Origin of the sequence: Nocardia asteroides (assembly GCF_021183625.1) — a bacterium.
Classification (GTDB): domain Bacteria; phylum Actinomycetota; class Actinomycetes; order Mycobacteriales; family Mycobacteriaceae; genus Nocardia; species Nocardia asteroides_A.
In genome coordinates, this window is the sequence record NZ_CP089214.1 from 5,490,014 (window position 1) to 5,507,389 (window position 17,376).

The 17,376-nt window shown below is 72.5% G+C and carries 16 protein-coding genes; 11 read left to right on the top strand and 5 right to left on the bottom strand.

The window, feature by feature from the left end; genetic code table 11:
• Positions 1 to 76: 76 nt before the first annotated feature.
• Positions 77 to 1,027 carry a non-homologous end-joining DNA ligase gene (gene ligD / locus LTT61_RS25340; protein ID WP_233021187.1) on the bottom strand — a complete coding sequence of 317 codons (951 nt, stop codon included), beginning with the start codon at positions 1,025 to 1,027 and terminating at the stop codon, positions 77 to 79.
• A 162-nt stretch (positions 1,028 to 1,189) separates the two neighbouring features.
• Here ligD and LTT61_RS25345 point away from each other — a divergent pair, with 162 nt between their 5' ends.
• The 4 genes from LTT61_RS25345 to holA are packed head-to-tail and all read left to right on the top strand — an operon-like array spanning position 1,190 to position 4,935.
• Positions 1,190 to 2,323: a ComEA family DNA-binding protein gene (locus LTT61_RS25345; protein ID WP_233016534.1), complete on the top strand. Its 1,134-nt coding sequence runs from the start codon at positions 1,190 to 1,192 to the stop codon at positions 2,321 to 2,323.
• The gene (locus tag LTT61_RS25350; protein WP_233016535.1) at positions 2,320 to 3,177 is read left to right on the top strand and encodes a hypothetical protein; all 858 of its coding nucleotides are present in this window, start codon (positions 2,320 to 2,322) and stop codon (positions 3,175 to 3,177) included. Before LTT61_RS25345 ends, LTT61_RS25350 begins: the two co-directional genes overlap by 4 nt.
• A complete protein-coding gene (locus tag LTT61_RS25355; protein WP_233021188.1) occupies positions 3,129 to 3,932 on the top strand; it encodes a ComEC/Rec2 family competence protein in 804 nt (267 codons plus the stop codon). Before LTT61_RS25350 ends, LTT61_RS25355 begins: the two co-directional genes overlap by 49 nt.
• A gap of 34 nt (positions 3,933 to 3,966) precedes the next feature.
• Positions 3,967 to 4,935, top strand: coding sequence for a DNA polymerase III subunit delta (gene holA, locus LTT61_RS25360; protein WP_233016536.1), 969 nt, complete (start codon positions 3,967 to 3,969; stop codon positions 4,933 to 4,935).
• Positions 4,936 to 4,939: 4 nt separating this feature from the next.
• On the opposite strand, the gene LTT61_RS25365 is transcribed toward holA, so the two are convergent.
• Positions 4,940 to 6,019, bottom strand: a complete 1,080-nt coding sequence (locus tag LTT61_RS25365; protein ID WP_233016537.1) for an aldo/keto reductase — start codon at positions 6,017 to 6,019, stop codon at positions 4,940 to 4,942.
• Between the two features lie 119 nt (positions 6,020 to 6,138).
• Here LTT61_RS25365 and LTT61_RS25370 point away from each other — a divergent pair, with 119 nt between their 5' ends.
• Positions 6,139 to 6,969, top strand: a complete 831-nt coding sequence (locus LTT61_RS25370) for a helix-turn-helix transcriptional regulator (RefSeq protein ID WP_332909207.1) — start codon at positions 6,139 to 6,141, stop codon at positions 6,967 to 6,969.
• Between the two features lie 222 nt (positions 6,970 to 7,191).
• Here LTT61_RS25370 and LTT61_RS25375 read toward each other — a convergent pair whose 3' ends face one another.
• Together LTT61_RS25375 and rpsT are read right to left on the bottom strand one after the other, a co-directional pair.
• Positions 7,192 to 7,440: a hypothetical protein gene (locus LTT61_RS25375; RefSeq protein WP_233016539.1), complete on the bottom strand. Its 249-nt coding sequence runs from the start codon at positions 7,438 to 7,440 to the stop codon at positions 7,192 to 7,194.
• 165 nt (positions 7,441 to 7,605) lie between these two features.
• Complete coding sequence (gene rpsT / locus LTT61_RS25380; protein WP_233016540.1) at positions 7,606 to 7,866, bottom strand: 30S ribosomal protein S20; 261 nt, start codon at positions 7,864 to 7,866, stop codon at positions 7,606 to 7,608.
• A 217-nt stretch (positions 7,867 to 8,083) separates the two neighbouring features.
• Here rpsT and LTT61_RS25385 point away from each other — a divergent pair, with 217 nt between their 5' ends.
• From LTT61_RS25385 to LTT61_RS25400, 4 genes are all read left to right on the top strand, one after another.
• Complete coding sequence (locus tag LTT61_RS25385; RefSeq protein WP_233016541.1) at positions 8,084 to 9,721, top strand: circularly permuted type 2 ATP-grasp protein; 1,638 nt, start codon at positions 8,084 to 8,086, stop codon at positions 9,719 to 9,721.
• The gene (locus tag LTT61_RS25390) at positions 9,721 to 10,695 is read left to right on the top strand and encodes an alpha-E domain-containing protein (RefSeq protein WP_233016542.1); all 975 of its coding nucleotides are present in this window, start codon (positions 9,721 to 9,723) and stop codon (positions 10,693 to 10,695) included. Before LTT61_RS25385 ends, LTT61_RS25390 begins: the two co-directional genes overlap by 1 nt.
• Positions 10,692 to 11,534: a transglutaminase family protein gene (locus LTT61_RS25395; protein WP_233016543.1), complete on the top strand. Its 843-nt coding sequence runs from the start codon at positions 10,692 to 10,694 to the stop codon at positions 11,532 to 11,534. The genes LTT61_RS25390 and LTT61_RS25395 overlap by 4 nt, the downstream gene beginning before the upstream one ends.
• Positions 11,535 to 11,599: 65 nt before the next feature.
• Positions 11,600 to 12,388, top strand: coding sequence for an aquaporin (locus tag LTT61_RS25400; RefSeq protein WP_233016544.1), 789 nt, complete (start codon positions 11,600 to 11,602; stop codon positions 12,386 to 12,388).
• Positions 12,389 to 12,398: 10 nt separating this feature from the next.
• Here LTT61_RS25400 and LTT61_RS25405 read toward each other — a convergent pair whose 3' ends face one another.
• A complete protein-coding gene (locus tag LTT61_RS25405) occupies positions 12,399 to 12,950 on the bottom strand; it encodes a type II toxin-antitoxin system PemK/MazF family toxin (protein ID WP_233016545.1) in 552 nt (183 codons plus the stop codon).
• An 89-nt stretch (positions 12,951 to 13,039) separates the two neighbouring features.
• On the opposite strand from LTT61_RS25405, the gene lepA reads away from it, so the two are divergent.
• Both lepA and LTT61_RS25415 read left to right on the top strand, forming a co-directional pair.
• Positions 13,040 to 14,890 carry a translation elongation factor 4 gene (lepA, locus tag LTT61_RS25410; RefSeq protein ID WP_233016546.1) on the top strand — a complete coding sequence of 617 codons (1,851 nt, stop codon included), beginning with the start codon at positions 13,040 to 13,042 and terminating at the stop codon, positions 14,888 to 14,890.
• Between the two features lie 202 nt (positions 14,891 to 15,092).
• Positions 15,093 to 17,327 (top strand): hypothetical protein, encoded by a 2,235-nt coding sequence (locus LTT61_RS25415; protein WP_233016547.1) that lies wholly within the window; start codon positions 15,093 to 15,095, stop codon positions 17,325 to 17,327.
• Positions 17,328 to 17,376 lie beyond the last annotated feature (49 nt).

Genomic DNA, 17,376 nt, shown 5'->3' on the forward strand with positions numbered 1-17,376 from the left:
GAGCAGTTGCTCCCTGTAGTCCGCCATGACAACCCCCTCTCCCCACATTCGACGCTAGAGCTCGCGCGGGTGCTGATCAAGCCGGATCGGCGGGGATCCGCACCTCGTTCGCTGTCTTGTCCGAACGGAGCCCCCGCCAGCTCGGATGCCGGAGCCCGGAGGAGCTCGCCTCGCGGAATTCGATGTCGCCGACGAGGACGGGCTGGACCCAGTGCACGCCGGGGACCGCCGCGGGGGCCGGAATACGGTCGAGCGGGACCGAATCGCGGGCGAGGTCGTCGAGGCGCCCCTGCAGCGCCCGCCGCACCGCGGCGGTGAACCCGGTCCCCACATTGCCGATGTGCACCAGCCGCCCGCTGTCGTCGTGCGCCGCCAGCACCAGGGAACCGAAGGTCCCGGTGAACCGCCCGCTCCCCGGCAACCATCCGGCGACGATCGCCTCGGTACTGCGGCGCAGCGGCGTCTTGATCCAGGCGGGCGAGCGCCGCCCCGGCTGATACGTCGAGTCGAGCCGCTTGCACACGATGCCTTCGAGGTGGTGCTGCGCCGCCACCTCGAGCAGCGCGGCCGGCCGCACCCCGGTCCAGAACGGTGGCACCGGCACCAGTTCCCCGGCCAGCTCGAGCGCGGCCAGATCGTCCCTGCGCCGGGTGTACGGCCGGTCGAGCAGCGATTCCCCGTCGAGTTCGAGCACGTCGAAGACGATGAACTCGACGGGGTAGGCGGCGAGCAGCCCCGGCGTCGGCGTGACCACGTGCATCCGATGCTGCAACCGCCCGAACGACGGCGCCCCGGTCGCCGGATCGGGCGCGACGATCTCCCCGTCGATCACCAGCGGAACGTTCGGAGCCAGGGCGGCGAGCGCCTCCCCGAGTTCGGGGTACGAGCGCGAGATATCCCTGGCATTCCTGCTGGTGAACCGGCAGTTCCCCGCCTCGATCCGGACGATGGCGCGGACCCCGTCCCACTTCATCTCGACCGCCCAGCGCGCGGCGTCGTCCGGTGGCCGTCCGGAGACGGCCAACATCGGCGCCGGGTTCGCCACCACGGGTTCAGCATACTTCTGGCAAACGTCAGGATCGAGGGCTCGCTCCCCGAGTTGTCCCCAACACCGCCGCTATCCACAGGGCAGTAGAAGGCCCAGTTCACCGCCGCGGGGCGGGCGGCGCCCAGACCTAGCGTCGGCCCCATGTCACGACACGAGGAGCACGACCGCATCCGCCGACGCCTGAACGTCCTCACCCCCACCGCCGACGGGCCGTCCGCCGACGGCCCCCTCCGGGTCCCGCTGCCGATGAACGCACTCGACCCGGCGGGGGAGCGGCCCGCGGTCACCGATCCCCGCTGGTCCGACAAGACCGAGCAACTCGACGCCAGGCGTCGGCTCGGCCGCTGGCGCGAGACCGATCCATGGCCCGCCGACCGTGACACCGAGCCGGAAGACGACGAGCCGGAACAGCCTCGCGGCAGTCGCCGCACCCGCGGCGGCGAACCCCGGCCCGACGGGGGCGAACCCCGCACCCGCTGGGGTGAGCCCCGCGCCGGCAGCACCGACCCCGATGATCCCGACGCCATCGGCGAGCCCGACTGGCTGCACGCCCAAGCGGGCCCGCTGCGCTGGTACGAACGCCTGCTGCCCGCCCGCTTCGCCGCGGCGCGCATCGGTGTCACCCGCCGCGCGGCAGCGGCACTCGCCCTGATCGGCCTGGTGGCCGTCGTGATCTCCGGCTACGCCGTGTGGCGCGAACGCCCGGTGATCAGCCAGGCGGCACCGGTACCGGCCGTCCGCATGGCCGCGGCAGCGCCGAGCAGCCGGGGCCCGGAGCCTGCTCGCAGCGACGTCGCCCCCGCCCACGAGAGCCAGGGCGAGCTGGTGGTGAGCGTCGTCGGTCTGGTGCACCGCGGCGGCCTGCTGCGGCTCGCCCCCGGCGCCAGGATCGCCGACGCGCTCGACGCGGCGGGCGGTACGCTCCCCGGCGCCGACCTGCAGGGGCTCAACCTCGCCCAGAAGGTCTCGGACGGCGACCAGATCCTGGTCGGCGCCGCGGACCCCACCGCCCCGCCACGCGCCAGCGGCACCGCGAGCACCGGTAGCGCGGCGAGTGCCTCCGGCTCCAGCCCCGCAGCCAAGGGGAAGGTGGATCTCAACACCGCCACCGAGGCGGAGCTGGACGCCCTGCCCGGAGTCGGCCCGGTCACCGCCCGCGCCATCGTGGCCTGGCGGAGCAGCAACGGCCGGTTCAGCGATCTCGAGCAGCTCGGAGATGTCGAGGGCATCGGCCCTGCCCGCCTCGCCAAGCTCCGCGAGCTGGTGACGCTGTGAGCGGGCAGCGGCCGCCGGGAGACCCGGTGACCACGCTCTCCGGCTACTGGCCGATCGTCCGCCCGGACGAGCCGCCCGCACCGGAGCCGCGCGCACTGGACGCCCGCCTTGTCCCGGCGGCCGTGCTCTGCTGGCTGGCGACCATCGTGGCCATCACCGCGGGCTGGGTCGCCGGTCTCGTCCTCGCGGCACTGCTGGTCGGCACCGCCTGCGGGCTCTGGATCTGGCTGCTGCGCGGCGGTGTGCGGCGCTCCGACCGGTGGCGGGTGCTGGTGTGGGGAATGGTGGCCGCGCTGCTGCTCGGCACCGGCTTCGCGACCGCCGCCGCCTGGCGGGAGCAGAGGGTGGCCGCCCATCCGCTGCGTGCCCTCCCGGACCGGGCGTCGGTGCAGATCTACGCGGTGCCGACGGACGACCCGAAACCGGTGCGCGGCAGATCCTTCGGCGATCAGCGGCGCTGGGTGGTCCGCGCCGACCTGGTCGAGTACCGGCACGCCGGACAGCGGGTGCGGGCGGGCGGGGCCGTCACCATTCTGGCCGGCGGCGACGAATGGGGCCGGATCACCCCGGCGCGCTGCTCCGCTTCCAGGCCCGGCCGATGCTGCCGCAGACGAGCGACCTCACCGTCGCGGTCCTCCGCGCGAACGCCCCACCCGTGGAGCTGGAACGACCACCCTGGTGGCAGCGCGCGGCCATGCCGGTCCGCGGCTCGCTCACCGAAGCCGCCCGGCGGGTGCTCGGCCGCGATGCCGCTGATGTGCTTCCCGCGCTGGTGCTCGGCGACACCTCCGGGCTCACCGACGAGGTGCGCGACGATTTCGCCACCGCCGGGCTACAACACCTCTGCGTGGTGAGCGGCGCCAACATCACGATCGTGCTGACCGCGGTGCTCGCGCTCTGCCGAGCTCTTACCCTTCCGCCCGCCGCCTGCGCCGCCACCGCTGCACTGGCACTGCTGCTCTTCGTGGTGATCGCCCGGCCCGACCCGAGCGTCCTGCGCGCTGCCGCTATGGGCTCGGTGACGGTGCTCGCACTGCTGACCGGGCGGCGCGGGCAGGCGCTCCCCGCCCTGTGCGGCGCGGTGATCCTGCTGCTCGCGGTCTGGCCCGCGCTGGCGGTGAGCATCGGCTTCGCGCTCTCCGTCCTCGCCACCGCCGCCCTCGTCCTCATCGCCCCCGGCTGGGCCGCCGCACTTCGCGGACGCGGCTGGCGGCGGGCGCCCGCCGAGATCGTGGCCGTCTCGGCCGCTGCCTTCGCCGTCACCGCGCCGCTGGTGGTCGCCGTCACCGGCAAGTTGAGCCTGGTAGCGGTACTCGCGAATGTGCTCGTAGCGCCGGTGATCGCCGCCATCACCGTGCTCGGCGCGCTCGCCGCCACCATCGCCTGGGCCTGGGCGCTCCCCGCCGAGCTGCTGCTCCGTCCCGCCGCCATCCCGCTCTGGTGGCTGCTCGAGGTCGCCGAGCACACAGCCCGGCTACCCGGCGCCACCGTCACCGTCCCCGGCGGCGCCCTTGCCGGAACCCTCGCGGCCGCGGCGCTTCTCGGCACCGCGCTCGGGCTCCGTGTCCGCGCTGCGCGCCGGAGAATCCGAGCCGAAACGGGACCGTGACCCCCTGTCACCGCCGAACCGTAGGATCGACCGCGTGAGCGAGACCGCAGCGGTGCATCTGGTGCTCGGCGACGAGGAGTTGTTGATCGAGCGCGCGGTGGCGACGGTGACCACCGAGGTCAGGGCGACCGCGCCGGACCCGGAGGCGGTGCCGGTGGAGCGCCGCAGGGCCGGCGAGGCCACCACCGCCGAGCTCGCGGAGATGCTGAGCCCGTCGCTGTTCGCCGAGGACCGGCTGATCATCCTGGAATCCGCCGCCGAGGCGGGCAAGGAGGCGGCCGCGCTCATCGCCGCGGCCGCCGCCGACCCGCCGGACGGCGTGGTGCTCGTGATCCTGCACTCCGGTGGCGGCCGCGCCAAGGCGCTCGCCACCACCCTGCAGAAGGGCGGGGCGCGGCTGCACTACTGCGCCAAGCTCACCAAGCAGGCCGAGCGGGTCGACTTCGTGCGCGGCGAGTTCCGGGCGGCGGGAGTCAGGGCGGGCGGCGAGGTGGTGCAGGAACTCCTCGATGCCGTCGGCTCCGACCTCCGCGAACTGGCCGCCGCCTGCTCCCAGCTCGCCGCCGACACCGGCGGCAAGGTGGACGTGGCCGCGGTGCGCCGCTACTACTCCGGCCGCGCCGAGGTCAGCGGCTTCGACGTGGCCGAGCTCGCCGTGGTCGGCAACCGGGCCGCCGCCATGGAGGCGCTGCGCTGGGCCGACGACCGCGGCGTTCCGCACGTGCTGCTCGCCGACGCGCTCGCCGACTCGGTGCACACCATCGCCAGGGTCGGCTCGGCAGGCCGCGGCGACCCGATGCAGCTCGCGCAGCAGCTCGGCATGCCGCCGTGGAAGGTGAAGAAGGCCAAGGCGCAGGCCAGGGGCTGGAGCCTGGAGAAGATCGGCACCGCCATGCGGGTCGTCGCCACCCTGAACGCCGATGTCAAAGGCGGCGCCGCCGACTCCGGCTACGCCCTGGAACAGGCGCTCGGCCGCATCTGCGACCTGCACGGCGGCAGCTGAGTCGTCAGCCGACCGGCAACCGCTCCTCGACCTTCAGGTCGCCGAACGTCACGGACTGCGTCATCGGCCGGCGCAGGAAGTCGTGCGGGAAACCGAGCTCGACCGCACTGGCCCGCTCCAGCCGGGCCGACTGCTCGGCGGAGAACTCCACAGCGAGGGCACCCAGATTGTCGGTGAGCTGGTCGAGCGTGCGGGCGCCGACGATCGGCGAGGTCACCCCCGGCTGCCGCAGCACCCAGGCCAGCGCCACCTGCGCGGGGGAGTATCCGGCCTCGCGGCCGATCGCACGCACTACCTCCGCGATACCGAGGGCGCGCTCGGTGAGCGAGCCCGCCGCCGCGGCCACATTGCGCCGGGTGCCCGCGGCGTCGGCCGAAATCTCGACATCCAGGTCGGCGCGGCTGTACTTGCCGGTCAGCACCCCGCTGGCCAGCGGCGACCACGGTATGACGCCGAGGCCGAGCTCCCGCGCCATGGGCACCAGCTCGCGCTCGACGGTCCGCTCGACCAGGTTGTACTCGATCTGCAGCGCGATCAGCGGCGCCCAGCCGCGCAGGTCGGCGATGGCCTGCATGCGGGACACCTGCCAGGCGGGCGCGTCCGAGATGCCGACGTAGAGGACCTTGCCGGAGCGAACGAGGTCGTCCATGCCGCGCAGGATCTCCTCCACCGGGGTGCGGTAGTCCCAGGCGTGCAGGTAGAGCAGGTCTAGGTAGTCGGTGTTCAGGTTGCGCAGGCTGGCCTCCACCGAGGTGACCATGCTCTTGCGCTGGTTGCCGCCGGAATTGGGGTCGCCGGGGCGGCGCAGCATCGTGTACTTGGTGGCGATCACCAGGCTGTCCCGGCGGTCGGCGGCGAACTCGCCGAGGAAGCGCTCCGAGGTGCCGTCGGTGTAGGCGCTCGCGGTGTCGATGAAGTTGCCGCCGCGGTCGACGTAGGTGTCGAAGATTTCGCGGGCCTCGGCGGCGTCGGCGCCCCAGCCCCAATCCGAGCCGAAGGTCATGGTGCCCAGCGACAGCGGTGAGACCCGCAGCCCCGAGCGGCCGAGCAGCCGGTAGTCGTCGAGGGCGCGCACGTCGGTCATGTCGAACTCCTTGCCGGGTCGAATGTCGTTGCGCCACCGAGTCTGCCGAGCCGGGAGCGCGCCGGTCAGGGAGACTTCTTCCTGGGAAGGCCGGTCCTACGCTCCGTACCATCGGGGTGGTGACGAGCACGGTGGACACGACGCGGGAACTCGCCGCCTTCCTGCGCACCCGGCGCGAGCGCCTCTCGCCGACCGCGGCGGGGCTGCCCGCGCGCGGGCAGCAGCGGCGGACGCCGGGGCTGCGGCGCGAAGAGGTCGCCGAGCTGGCCGGAGTGAGCACCGACTATGTGGTGCGGCTGGAGCAGGGGCGTGGGCTGCGGCCGTCGGTCGAGGTGCTCGACGCCCTCGCCCGGGCGCTGCGGCTCACCGACGCCGAGCGGATCTACCTGTTCGACCTGGCGCAGCAGCGGCCGTCGAGCAGTGCGCAGCCGGAGCGCGAGGTGCCCGCGCCGGCGCTGACCAAGCTCATCCGGGTGTTCTCGCCGCTGCCCGCCATGCTGGTGAACCATCGCTGCGACATCCTGGCCTGGAATCCCGAGATGGCCGCGCTGCTGCTCGACTTCGCCGCGGTGCCGGAGCGGCGGCGGAACGCGCTGTGGCTCTGCCTCCTGCACCCGGAGTTGCGGGATCGCTACGGCGATCGGGAGCGGATCATCCAGGACGGTATCGCCGACCTCCGCGCCGCCTGGGCCGCGCACCCGGACGACCCTGCCCTGGCTGCGATGATCGCGGAGCTCACCGAGACCAGCCCGGAGTTCGCCCGCAACTGGGACCGGCGCGACGTCCTGGTCCGCGGCCGCGGCCGGAAGCCGCTGCACCATCCGGTGGCGGGCGATCTGGTGGTGGAGTTCGAAGTGCTGCTCTCGCAGCAGGACCCGGACCAGCGGATCATCGTCTACCACGCCGCCGACGCCGCCTCGGAGGCCGCGCTCGCCCGCCTCACCTCGTAGCTGCGGCACCAGCACTCACGACCCGCCCACAGCGGAACGGCCGGTCGCTCGCCCGCCTCACCTCGTAGCCGCGGCACCGGCGTTCACGACCCGCCGACAGCGGAACGGCCAGTCGCTCGCCCGCCTCGCCTCGTAGCTGCGGCACCGGCGTTCACGACTCACCGACAGCGGAACGGCCGGTCGATCGCCCTCGCGATCTCCCGGCCGCGCCGAAGGACGAACTCACTCCCCGGACGTGAGGACCAACCCCTCCTCCTCCACGTCCGACTCCTCGAACCGCCCGTCCCACTCCTCGTACGACGGCACGTCCTCGTCCCGGGTGACGATCCACTCCAGCGCGTAGCCACCCTCGTCGTCGGGCACCATCACATTTTCGATCTTGATGCCGATGCCGAGCACCTCGGCGGCCCGGATCACCTCCGGGAGATCCTCGGCTCGGACCACGGTCTGATTCGCGTACACGGTCACCATGTGCGGAATCGTAGCCAGCGCGACGGACACCGCGCCGAACCCCGCGCGGGCGATCCACCGGCAGCAGCACCGCCGCCGAACCGCCGGTGGGGACGACAAAAGCCGCCGTGGTCATCGAGGCCACGGCGGCGACGTACGGTGAGCGCTGCGGCAGCGCCCGGACGATCAGATCTTGTTGAAGGCCAGCGCCAGCGCGGACTTCTTGTTCGCCGCCTGGTTGGCGTGGATGACACCCTTGGAAGCAGCCTTGTCCAGCTTGCGGCTGGCGAAGCGCAGGCGCTCGGCCGCCACATCCTTCTCGCCGGAGTCGGCGGCCTCCCGGAAGCTGCGGATCGCGGTGCGGAGCGCCGACTTCACCGACTGGTTGCGCAGCCGCGCCGCCTCGTTGGTGCGAATCCGCTTCAGCTGGGACTTGATATTGGCCACGCCGGTATCCTCTGGTTCCTGTCGGTTAGGTGTGCTTCGGAAGCTCTTGCGCATGCGGTGGTCGCACCGGAAGCGGTGCGGACCAGCAGGTAACGCTGCGCCGAAGGTCGAGGTTACCAGCAGCCCGCGCGCGGACGAAATCGCGGTCCCCTCCTTCGTAGCGCGAAATTAACCTGCGTCTCACGAGAACCGGACACGGGCATTGCAATCTCGGAAGATGACCGCGCTGCATCCGACCACGACGACCGGCGTCTTCGACGGCTACGGCCCCGGCCGGTTCCGCGAGGCATTCGACGAGATGTTCGCCCCGGACGGCGCGGTGCGGCACCCCTACGCGGGGCTCTTCGCCGCGCTCGCCCCGATCCACGCCGACGAGCTGGCCGCGCGCTTCGAGGCGCTCGGCCGCGCCTTCGTCGACCAGGGCATCACCTTCTCGCACTCCGGCCAGGAGCGGCCGTTCCCGCTGGACCTGGTGCCCCGGGTGCTCGCGGCCGCGGAGTGGTCGGAGCTGGAGGCCGGGATCCGGCAGCGGGTGCGGGCGCTCGAGCTCTTCCTCGCCGACGTCTACGGGGAGCGGCAGATCCTGCGCGAGGGGGTGATCCCGAAGCGGCTGGTGACCTCCTGCGCGCACTTCCACCGCGCGGCGGTCGGGGTGGTGCCGCCGAACGGGGTGCGGATCCACGTGGCCGGGATCGACGTGATCAGGGACGAGCGGGGCGGCTTCCGGGTACTGGAGGACAACCTGCGCTCGCCGTCGGGCGTCTCCTACGTGATGGAGAACCGGCGGACGATGGCCAGGGTCTTCCCCGATCTCTTCGGTTCGCACCGGGTGCGCGCGGTCGGCGACTACCCGACGCACCTGCTGCGCGCGCTGCGGGCGGCGGCCGCGCCGAACGAGGCCGATCCGACGGTGGTGGTGCTGACGCCGGGCGTGCACAACGCGGCCTACTTCGAGCACTCGCTGCTGGCCAGGCAGATGGGGGTGGAGCTGGTCGAGGGGCGCGATCTCTTCTGCCGGGACAACGTGGTCTACATGCGCACCACCGCGGGCGAGCGGCAGGTGGACGTGATCTACCGCCGGATCGACGACATCTACCTGGACCCGATGCACTTCCGCCCGGACTCGGTGCTCGGCATCCCCGGGGTGCTGAACGCGGCGCGCGCGGGCACGGTGGTGATCGCCAACGCGGTGGGCAACGGGGTCGCCGACGACAAACTCGTCTACGCCTACCTGCCCACCATCATCGAGTACTACCTGCGGGAAAAGCCGATCCTGCGCAATGTCGACACCTTCCGCTGCTGGCTGGACTCCGAGTGCGCGGAGGTGCTCGACCGGCTGGACGAACTGGTGGTCAAGCCGGTGGAGGGCTCCGGCGGGTACGGCATCGTGATCGGCCCGGATGCCTCCCGCGCCGAGCTGAACGAGGCCGGGCGCAACATCAGGGCGAATCCGCGCGGCTGGATCGCGCAGCCCGTCGTGCAGCTCTCGACGGTGCCGACGAAGGTCGGCGACGCGCTCGTGCCGCGCCACGTCGACCTGCGGCCGTTCGCGGTGAACGACGGCGAGCGGATCTGGGTGCTGCCCGGCGGGCTCACCCGGGTGGCGCTGCCGGAGGGCTCGCTGGTGGTGAACTCCAGCCAGGGCGGCGGCAGCAAGGACACCTGGGTGCTCTCCGCGCAGGCCGCCCCGGCCGACCGCGAACTCGGCGGCGGCGAGCTGGTCGCCGAGCCGCCGCAGGCCGACGCCTTCGAGTCCGACCGGCAGCCGACCCCCGCGCAGGCCGGGCAGCAACAGCAGCAGCAGCAACAGCAGGCGGCCCGCGCGGGCGGGCCGGCGACCGGAGGGAGCACCTGATGCTGGCCAGGAACGCGGAATCGCTCTACTGGATCGGCCGCTACGTGGAGCGCGCCGACGACACCGCCCGGATCCTCGACGTCGCGGTGCACCAGCTGCTGGAGGACGCCACCGTCGACCCGGACCGCACCTCGCGGCTGCTGCTCCGGGTGCTCGGCATCGAGCCGCCCGCCGGGGTGCTCGACGTCTGGTCGGTGACCGAGCTGGTGGCGTTCAGCCACGCGCACGGCGGCTCGATCGTCGATTCGGTCGCGAAGGCGAGGGAGAACGCGCGCGGCGCGCGGGAGGTGACCTCGGGGGAGATGTGGGAGTGCCTGAATGCCACCTACAACGGGCTGGCCGCCGCCGAGTCCGCGGCGCGCGGCCTCGGCCCGCACGAGTTCTTCCACTTCGTGAAGGACCGCGCGGCCATGTTCGCCGGGCTCTCCGACTCCACCCTCAGCCGCGACGACGGCTATCGCTTCCTGCTGCTCGGCCGGGCCATCGAGCGGGTCGACATGACGGTGCGGCTGCTGCTCTCCCGCGCGGGCGACCGCACGTCGTCGCCCGCCTGGGTGACGGTGCTGCGCTCGGCGGGCGCGCACGACACCTACCTGCGCACGCACCGCGGCGCGCTGGACGCCAACCTGGTGGCCGAGTTCATCCTGCTCGACCGGCTCTTCCCGCGCTCGGTGTTCCACTCGGTGCAGGTGGCCGAGGCCTGCCTGGCCGAGTTGGACCAGCGGCCGAGCAGCCGGGTCGGGGCGCGGCACGAGGCGCAGCGGCTGCTCGGCCGGGCCCGCAGCGAGCTGGAGTTCCTGGCGCCGGGGGTGCTGCTGGAGAACCTGCAGGCCCGGCTGCTCTCGCTGCAGCGCACCTGCCGCGAGGTGAGCGAGGCGGTGGCGCTGCAGTACTTCCACGCGGCGCCCTGGGTGGCCTGGACCGACCTGCAGGTCAGCCACGATCAGCGGGTCGGCGTGGAGGGGGAGCTATGAGCTGGCGGACCAGGGTGGTGCACACCACCGACTACGTGTACGAAGCGCCGGTCACCCGGTCGTTCAACGAGGCGAGGCTGACCCCGCGCGGCGACCACAGGCAGAACGTGGTGCTGAACCGGGTCGAGACGGTGCCCGCCACCCGTTCCTACCGGTACACCGACTACTGGGGCACCGCGGTGACCACCTTCGACCTGCACGCGCCGCACACCGAGCTGCAGGTGATCGGCTCCTCGGTGGTGGAGACCGACCCCTTCCCCGGCCCGGCCGAGGAGCTGAGCTGGGCCGAGCTGCGCACCGACGCGGTGATCGACCGCTTCGACGAGCTGCTCGCGCCGACGCCCTACGTCCCGCTCGACGACGACCTGCGCGCGGTCGCCGAGCAGCTCGCGCGCACCGACTCGCCGGCCAAGGCGGTGGTGCGCGCGGCCGAGTGGGTGTACCGGGAGATGGACTACACCCCGGCCAGCACCTCGGTGCACACCTCGGCTGTGCAGGCCTTCGCCGAGCGCCGCGGCGTCTGCCAGGACTACGCGCACCTGACCCTGCTGCTGCTGCGCGCCATGCGCATCCCGAGCCGGTACGTCTCCGGGTACCTGCACCCGCAGCCGTCGGCGGAGATCGGGGCCACCGTCGAGGGGCAGTCGCACGCCTGGATCGAGGCATGGACCGGCCAGTGGTGGGGGTACGACCCGACCAACGACATCGCCATCAACGAGCAGCACGTCGCGGTCGGCGTCGGCCGCGACTACTCCGACGTGCCGCCGCTGAAGGGCATCTTCTCCGGCGGCGGCTCGACCGATATGCGCGTGGTGGTGGAGATCACCCGGCTCGCGTAGTAATTTCACTACCGCTCGACCTCTCAGCAAATATGCAGTTTCCTCTGGAAGCACGAGGTGGCGGTATGTCTCCCACGGCGCAGGAAATCGTCGAAGAAGTAGTCGAGCAGCGGCCGATTCCCGATGTGAAGAAGTGGGGTGCCGAGGCGTTCGGCACCTTCATCCTGGTGATCGGCGGTGTCGGCACCGCTGTGCTGGCCGGTCAGCGGGTCGGCGCGCTGGGGGTCGCGCTCGCCTTCGGACTCACCCTGCTTTTCCTGGTCTACGCGATCGGGCCGATCTCCGGTTGCCACGTGAACCCCGCGGTGACCCTCGGGCAACTGCTGCTCGGCAGGCTCGGCGTGGTCAGCGCGGTCGGGTACTGGATCGCCCAGCTGATCGGCGGGCTGCTGGCCGGGCTGGTGCTCTTCGCGCTGGCGAAGAACCTGCCCAGTTACGACCGCGCCGCCGACGGCCTCGGCGCCAACGGCTGGGGCGCGCACAGCCCGTCGGCCACCACCGGCCCGCTCGGCATGGTGGTGATCGAGGACGGCTACGGCCTGGCCGCGACGATCATCGTCGAGGTGATGCTCACGGCGCTGCTGGTGTTCGTGGTGCTTGCCTCCACCGACCAGCTCTCCGACCTGCCGCTGGCGGGCATCTCCATCGGCTTCACCCTCGCCGTGATCCACCTGATCTCGATCCCGGTGGACAACACCTCGGTGAACCCGGCGCGCAGCATCGCGGTCGCGCCGTACCAGGACGGCGCGATGGGGCAGCTCTGGGCGTTCATCGTGTTCCCGCTGCTCGGCGGGGTGCTCGGCGCGCTGCTGTACGGGCTGCTCTTCGGCCGCTCGCGGGACATGATCTCCTGAGCGAACGGGCTCAGTGCCAGCCGTACTCGGCGACCAGCCGGTGCGCGACCAGGTCGAAGGTCTTGCGGGCGAGCACCGCGCCCTCGCGCCTGATCCCGTCCTCCGGCACGTCGAGCACCCGGTCCAGCCGGACCCAGCTCGGCCTGCCGTCGTGGTCCCAGTTGCCGCTGCCGATGCCGATCCAGTCCGAATCGTGCGCGCGCTCGGCCTTCGAGGAGAGCATCAGCCCGAGCAGCGTGCGCCGGTCCCGGCCGACCACAAGCACCGGGCGGTCCTTGCCGTTGCTCGGGTCCTCCTCGAAGGGCACCCAGGTCCAGACGATCTCGCCGGGGTCGGCGCGGCCGTCCAGCTGCGGGGCGTAGACGACCTGCCGCGCGCGCTCCGCGGTCGGCACCGGCACCGAGGCGGTGGGTCGCACCGAGACGTTCTTGCGCCGAGCACCGGAGAGTGAACCGAGCAGCCGCTCCGCGATTTTCGGTCCGTGCTGCCGGACGATCTTCGGGCCCTGCTGCTTCGCGATGATGCCGAGCTGCTTGCCGATGGAGTTCCACGTGCGGGCCATCCGGGAAGAATAACGAACCGCCGGCGGGGGCTCCACCGCACTCGTGGGACGATGGTGCCCGTTCCCCCAGCCCAGAGCCGAGGAGTGGAGTGCCCGCCAGCTTCGCCGACACCACGTTCACCGATCCGTCCAGGATCCGGAACTTCTGCATCATCGCCCACATCGATCACGGCAAGTCGACGCTGGCCGATCGGATGCTGCAGCTCACCGGAGTGGTCGAGGAGCGGCAGATGCGCGCGCAGTACCTCGATCGGATGGACATCGAGCGCGAGCGCGGGATCACCATCAAGGCGCAGAACGTCCGGCTGCCGTGGCAATTGGACGGCACCGACTACGTCATGCACCTGATCGACACCCCAGGCCACGTCGACTTCACCTACGAGGTGTCGCGCGCACTCGAGGCCTGCGAGGGCGCGGTGCTGCTGGTCGACGCCGCGCAGGGCATCGAGGCGCAGACGCTGGCGAACCTGTACCTGGCGCTGGACAAGGACCTGACGGTCATCCCGGTGCTGAACAAGATCGACCTGCCCGCCGCCGACCCGGACCGCTACGCCGCCGAGATCGCGCACATCATCGGCTGCGAGCCCGGCGACGTGCTCCGGGTCTCCGGTAAGACCGGGATCGGCGTGCCGGAGCTGCTGGACGAGGTGGTCCGGACGATTCCCGCGCCGCAGGGGCAGGCGGACGCCCCCGCGCGCGCCATGATCTTCGACTCCGTCTACGACACCTACCGCGGCGTCGTCACCTACGTGCGCGTGGTGGACGGCAAGCTGATCCCGCGCGAGAAGATCAAGATGATGTCCACCGGGGCCACCCACGAGCTGCTGGAGATCGGCATCGTCTCGCCGGAGCCGAAGGCCACCGCCGGGCTCGGCGTCGGCGAGGTGGGGTACCTGATCACCGGCGTGAAGGACGTGCGGCAGTCCAAGGTCGGCGATACCGTCACCGCGGCCCGCAACGGCGCCGCAGACCCGCTCACCGGCTACCGCGAGCCGCGCCCGATGGTCTACTCCGGGCTCTACCCGGTGGACGGCTCGGACTACCCGAACCTGCGCGACGCGCTGGAGAAGCTGCAGCTCAACGATGCCGCGCTGACCTTCGCCCCGGAGACGTCGGTGGCGCTCGGCTTCGGCTTCCGCTGTGGCTTCCTCGGGCTGCTGCACATGGAGATCACCCGCGAGCGGCTGCAGCGCGAGTTCGACCTGGAGCTGATCTCCACCGCGCCGAACGTGGTGTACCGGGTGGAGATGGAGGACGGCGCCGAGCAGGTGGTGACCAACCCGTCCTTCTGGCCGGAGGGCAAGGTGCGCTCGGTGTACGAGCCGGTGGTGAAGTGCACCATCATCTCGCCGAGCGAATTCATCGGCTCGATCATGGAGCTGTGCCAGGCCCGCCGCGGCGAGCTGGGCGGGATGGACTACCTCTCCGAGACCAGGGTGGAGCTGCGCTACACGCTGCCCATGGCGGAGATCATCTTCGACTTCTTCGACTCGCTGAAGTCGCGCACCCGCGGCTACGCCAGCCTCGACTACGAGGAGTCGGGCGAGCAGGTGTCGCAGCTGGTCAAGGTGGACATCCTGCTGCAGGGCGAGGCGGTGGACGCGTTCAGCGCCATCGTGCACCGGGACGCCGCGCAGGCGTACGGCCACAAGATGACCACCAAGCTGCGCGAGCTCATCCCGCGGCAGCAGTTCGAGGTGCCGATCCAGGCGGCCATCGGCGCGAAGATCATCGCGCGCGAGAACATCAGGGCCATCCGCAAGGACGTGCTGGCCAAGTGCTACGGCGGCGACATCAGCCGCAAGCGCAAGCTGCTGGAGAAGCAGAAGGAAGGCAAGAAGCGGATGAAGACGATCGGCCGGGTCGAGGTGCCGCAGGAGGCCTTCGTCGCCGCGCTCTCGTCGGACGCCGCGGCGGACAAACCGAAGGACAAGAAGTAGCTTCGTACCGGCGGTCCGGTAATCCCGTGTGAAACGGGGCTTTCGTTCAACTCCCGCCTTTGGCAAGGTAGGGGTGCTCACCACAACCGAGCGCTGCGAGCGGCGGAGAATATGACAGCTCCGGGCCCGCGAAATAAGGTGGGGCCGACTCCGCGGGACGCCCGGTGTGGTGCGCCGCAGGAAATCGAGAGCTGGAGCTTCAATGACGCGTGATCTGCCCTTCGACGGCGACGAGACGGGGGAGCGCGGGGGCGGGGATACCGCATACCGTGTGGCCAACGGCGTCGCGCGCACCGCGCGCGCGGGCGCCTACGTCACCGGCGGCGCACTGGTCGCCGCCAATGGCGGCGGCGTTCCGGCCCAGCCGGGGTCGGAGCAGCACCTGGACAGCTGGAACGCGGGCTGGGCCCGGAGCAGCGACCCGGATCCCGACGTCCCGAGCCCGGTACTGACCTTTCCGGACCCGGGTCCGGCGGGCACCGCGCCGCAGCCGGTCGCGCACCCGGGCCCGAACGCGCCCGCGCCGTTCCCGGCGACCGAGGCCACGCTGCCCGTGCCCGGGCTCCGCTTCGGCACGCCGCCCGGCGCCGACAGCATGGTCGCCGGCATCCCGCCCACCCCGGGCTGGGAGGGTGCGACGACGCCGGGGGTCGACGTCGGCCACGCGCCGGGCGCAGGCCAGATCCCGTTGACCCCCGGCTGGGACAGCGCCGCGGTCGGCCCGACCCCGGGCTGGTCCGGGCACGAGTTCGAGCTGCCGGGCACCGGAACGCCGCTCTTCCAGGCGCCCGAGATGCCGAGCTGGTGGGAGGGGATCGGCGGCGGGCCCGACGACGACGACCAGGCCGACGGTTTCGGTCTCCCCGCCCACGGCCTCGGCCAGGCCGGGCACGGATTCGGCACGGGCGACATCACTTTCACCGCGCCGGGAGCGGATCCGCTCGGCCTGACCCGGATGTCGGACGCCGACGCGGTGCGCACCGAGGACGGCGTCCACGAGCACCACGACTCCGGCACCCCGGGAACGAGTTTCGGCGGCGGGCTCTTCGACGGGATCGGCAGCGACCCGTTCGGCGTCTACCTCGGCGTCGAGGCGGGGGCGGAGATCGACACCCACTTCACCGTCGACTTCGGGCTCGGGCCGCAGGGCGCCTACCTCTACACCGATCTGCGGGTGGAGGGCTCCGCCGGGGTCACGGTGCAGACCGCCGCGGGCACCGGCATCGGCGACCAGCTCGACCGCTTCGGCGAGTGGCTCGGCTCCACGCCCGGTAGCGGGCGCACCGGCACCGAGGGCGCGCTGCCGGGGGCGAGCGGATCCGGGCTGAACTCCGGGCTCGGCGGCTCCGGCGCCCCGGCGAGCCCGGGCTTCGGGCCGTCGCCGGTCCAGGCCGCCGTCGCGCCCGCGCCGCAGCCCGCGCCGGTCGCACCCGCCGCGGTGCCGGTCGCCGTCGCCCCCGTCGTCGTCGCGCCGCCGGTGGTGGCCGCGACCCCGCTGCAGACCACCATCCAGCCGGATGCCGCGAGCACCCCGATCGCCAACGTGCTCGCGCCGCCGCCTGGACCGTCGCCGCTCACCGCGCCCGCCGCCGACCTGCCGCTGCTCTTCCCGGCCGTGGTGCAGCCGCCGCTGCGCCCGGAGCCGAGCACCCCCGTCGGCACCGATCACACCGCGCCGCACCCGGATCCGGCCGCCCCCGGCACCGGGCTGCCCACCACGGTCACCCGGACCACGGTGCAGGTGCCATCGGCCGAGCCGAGCACCCCGCCCACCAGGCCCGGCGCCGAGACCGGCGTGACCACCAAGCCCGCGCCGACCACGCTCCCGGACGTCACCGTCACCCGGACCCCGCCGACCGGCGACACCGACCCCACCCGCCCGAGTCAGGGCAGCACCGCCCCGAGCGTCGACGCCACCACCCCCGGCGGCGGCGCGGGCAGCACGGCGCCGACCGCGCCGACCACCCGCCCCGAAGCCCCGACCCGGCCGAGCACCCCGGACCAGCAGCCGGAGCCGGGCCGCCCCACCACGGGCGGCGGCCAGACCGGCTCGCCCGGCACCGGAAGCCCCACCGCGGGCGGCGACAGCGGCGGACCGGGCACCGGTTCGGCGCCCACCGTCGACCTGCCTGCCACTCCGGCGCCGACCGGCGTCAAGCCGCCTGCCGCCGATCAGCCCGGTACCCTTCCGACCGTGGACAATCCGTCCATCCCGGCGCCGCCGAACCCGGCCACCCAGCCGAAGCCGAGCGCGCAGGGCATCGCGGACGACGGCCACTCGCACTGGTGGCAGCTGCCCGCGCTGACCGATCACGCTCCGCACACGCTGGCGGCCAGCGAGTTCGGCACCGCGGCCGGGTTCGGCTACGGTGACCCGCTGCACCCGCTGCACCCGCTGCACCCGCTGCCCGACGACCACCACGGCGCGCTGCTGTAGGCGTGCCGCGCCGGGAGCCGGACCGAGCGGTTTCGTACCGCGCCGCTGC

Excerpts from the sequence above, each read along its gene's own strand:
- ligD (WP_233021187.1), bottom strand. The coding sequence starts at position 1,027 with ATGTTGGCCGTCTCCGGACGGCCACCGGACGACGCCGCGCGCTGGGCG.
- LTT61_RS25415 (WP_233016547.1), top strand. The coding sequence starts at position 15,093 with ATGACGCGTGATCTGCCCTTCGACGGCGACGAGACGGGGGAGCGCGGG.
- LTT61_RS25400 (WP_233016544.1), top strand. The coding sequence starts at position 11,600 with ATGTCTCCCACGGCGCAGGAAATCGTCGAAGAAGTAGTCGAGCAGCGG.
- LTT61_RS25375 (WP_233016539.1), bottom strand. The coding sequence starts at position 7,440 with ATGGTGACCGTGTACGCGAATCAGACCGTGGTCCGAGCCGAGGATCTC.
- LTT61_RS25390 (WP_233016542.1), top strand. The coding sequence starts at position 9,721 with ATGCTGGCCAGGAACGCGGAATCGCTCTACTGGATCGGCCGCTACGTG.
- LTT61_RS25395 (WP_233016543.1), top strand. The coding sequence starts at position 10,692 with ATGAGCTGGCGGACCAGGGTGGTGCACACCACCGACTACGTGTACGAA.
- LTT61_RS25345 (WP_233016534.1), top strand. The coding sequence starts at position 1,190 with ATGTCACGACACGAGGAGCACGACCGCATCCGCCGACGCCTGAACGTC.
- LTT61_RS25365 (WP_233016537.1), bottom strand. The coding sequence starts at position 6,019 with ATGACCGACGTGCGCGCCCTCGACGACTACCGGCTGCTCGGCCGCTCG.
- LTT61_RS25385 (WP_233016541.1), top strand. The coding sequence starts at position 8,084 with ATGACCGCGCTGCATCCGACCACGACGACCGGCGTCTTCGACGGCTAC.
- LTT61_RS25405 (WP_233016545.1), bottom strand. The coding sequence starts at position 12,950 with ATGGCCCGCACGTGGAACTCCATCGGCAAGCAGCTCGGCATCATCGCG.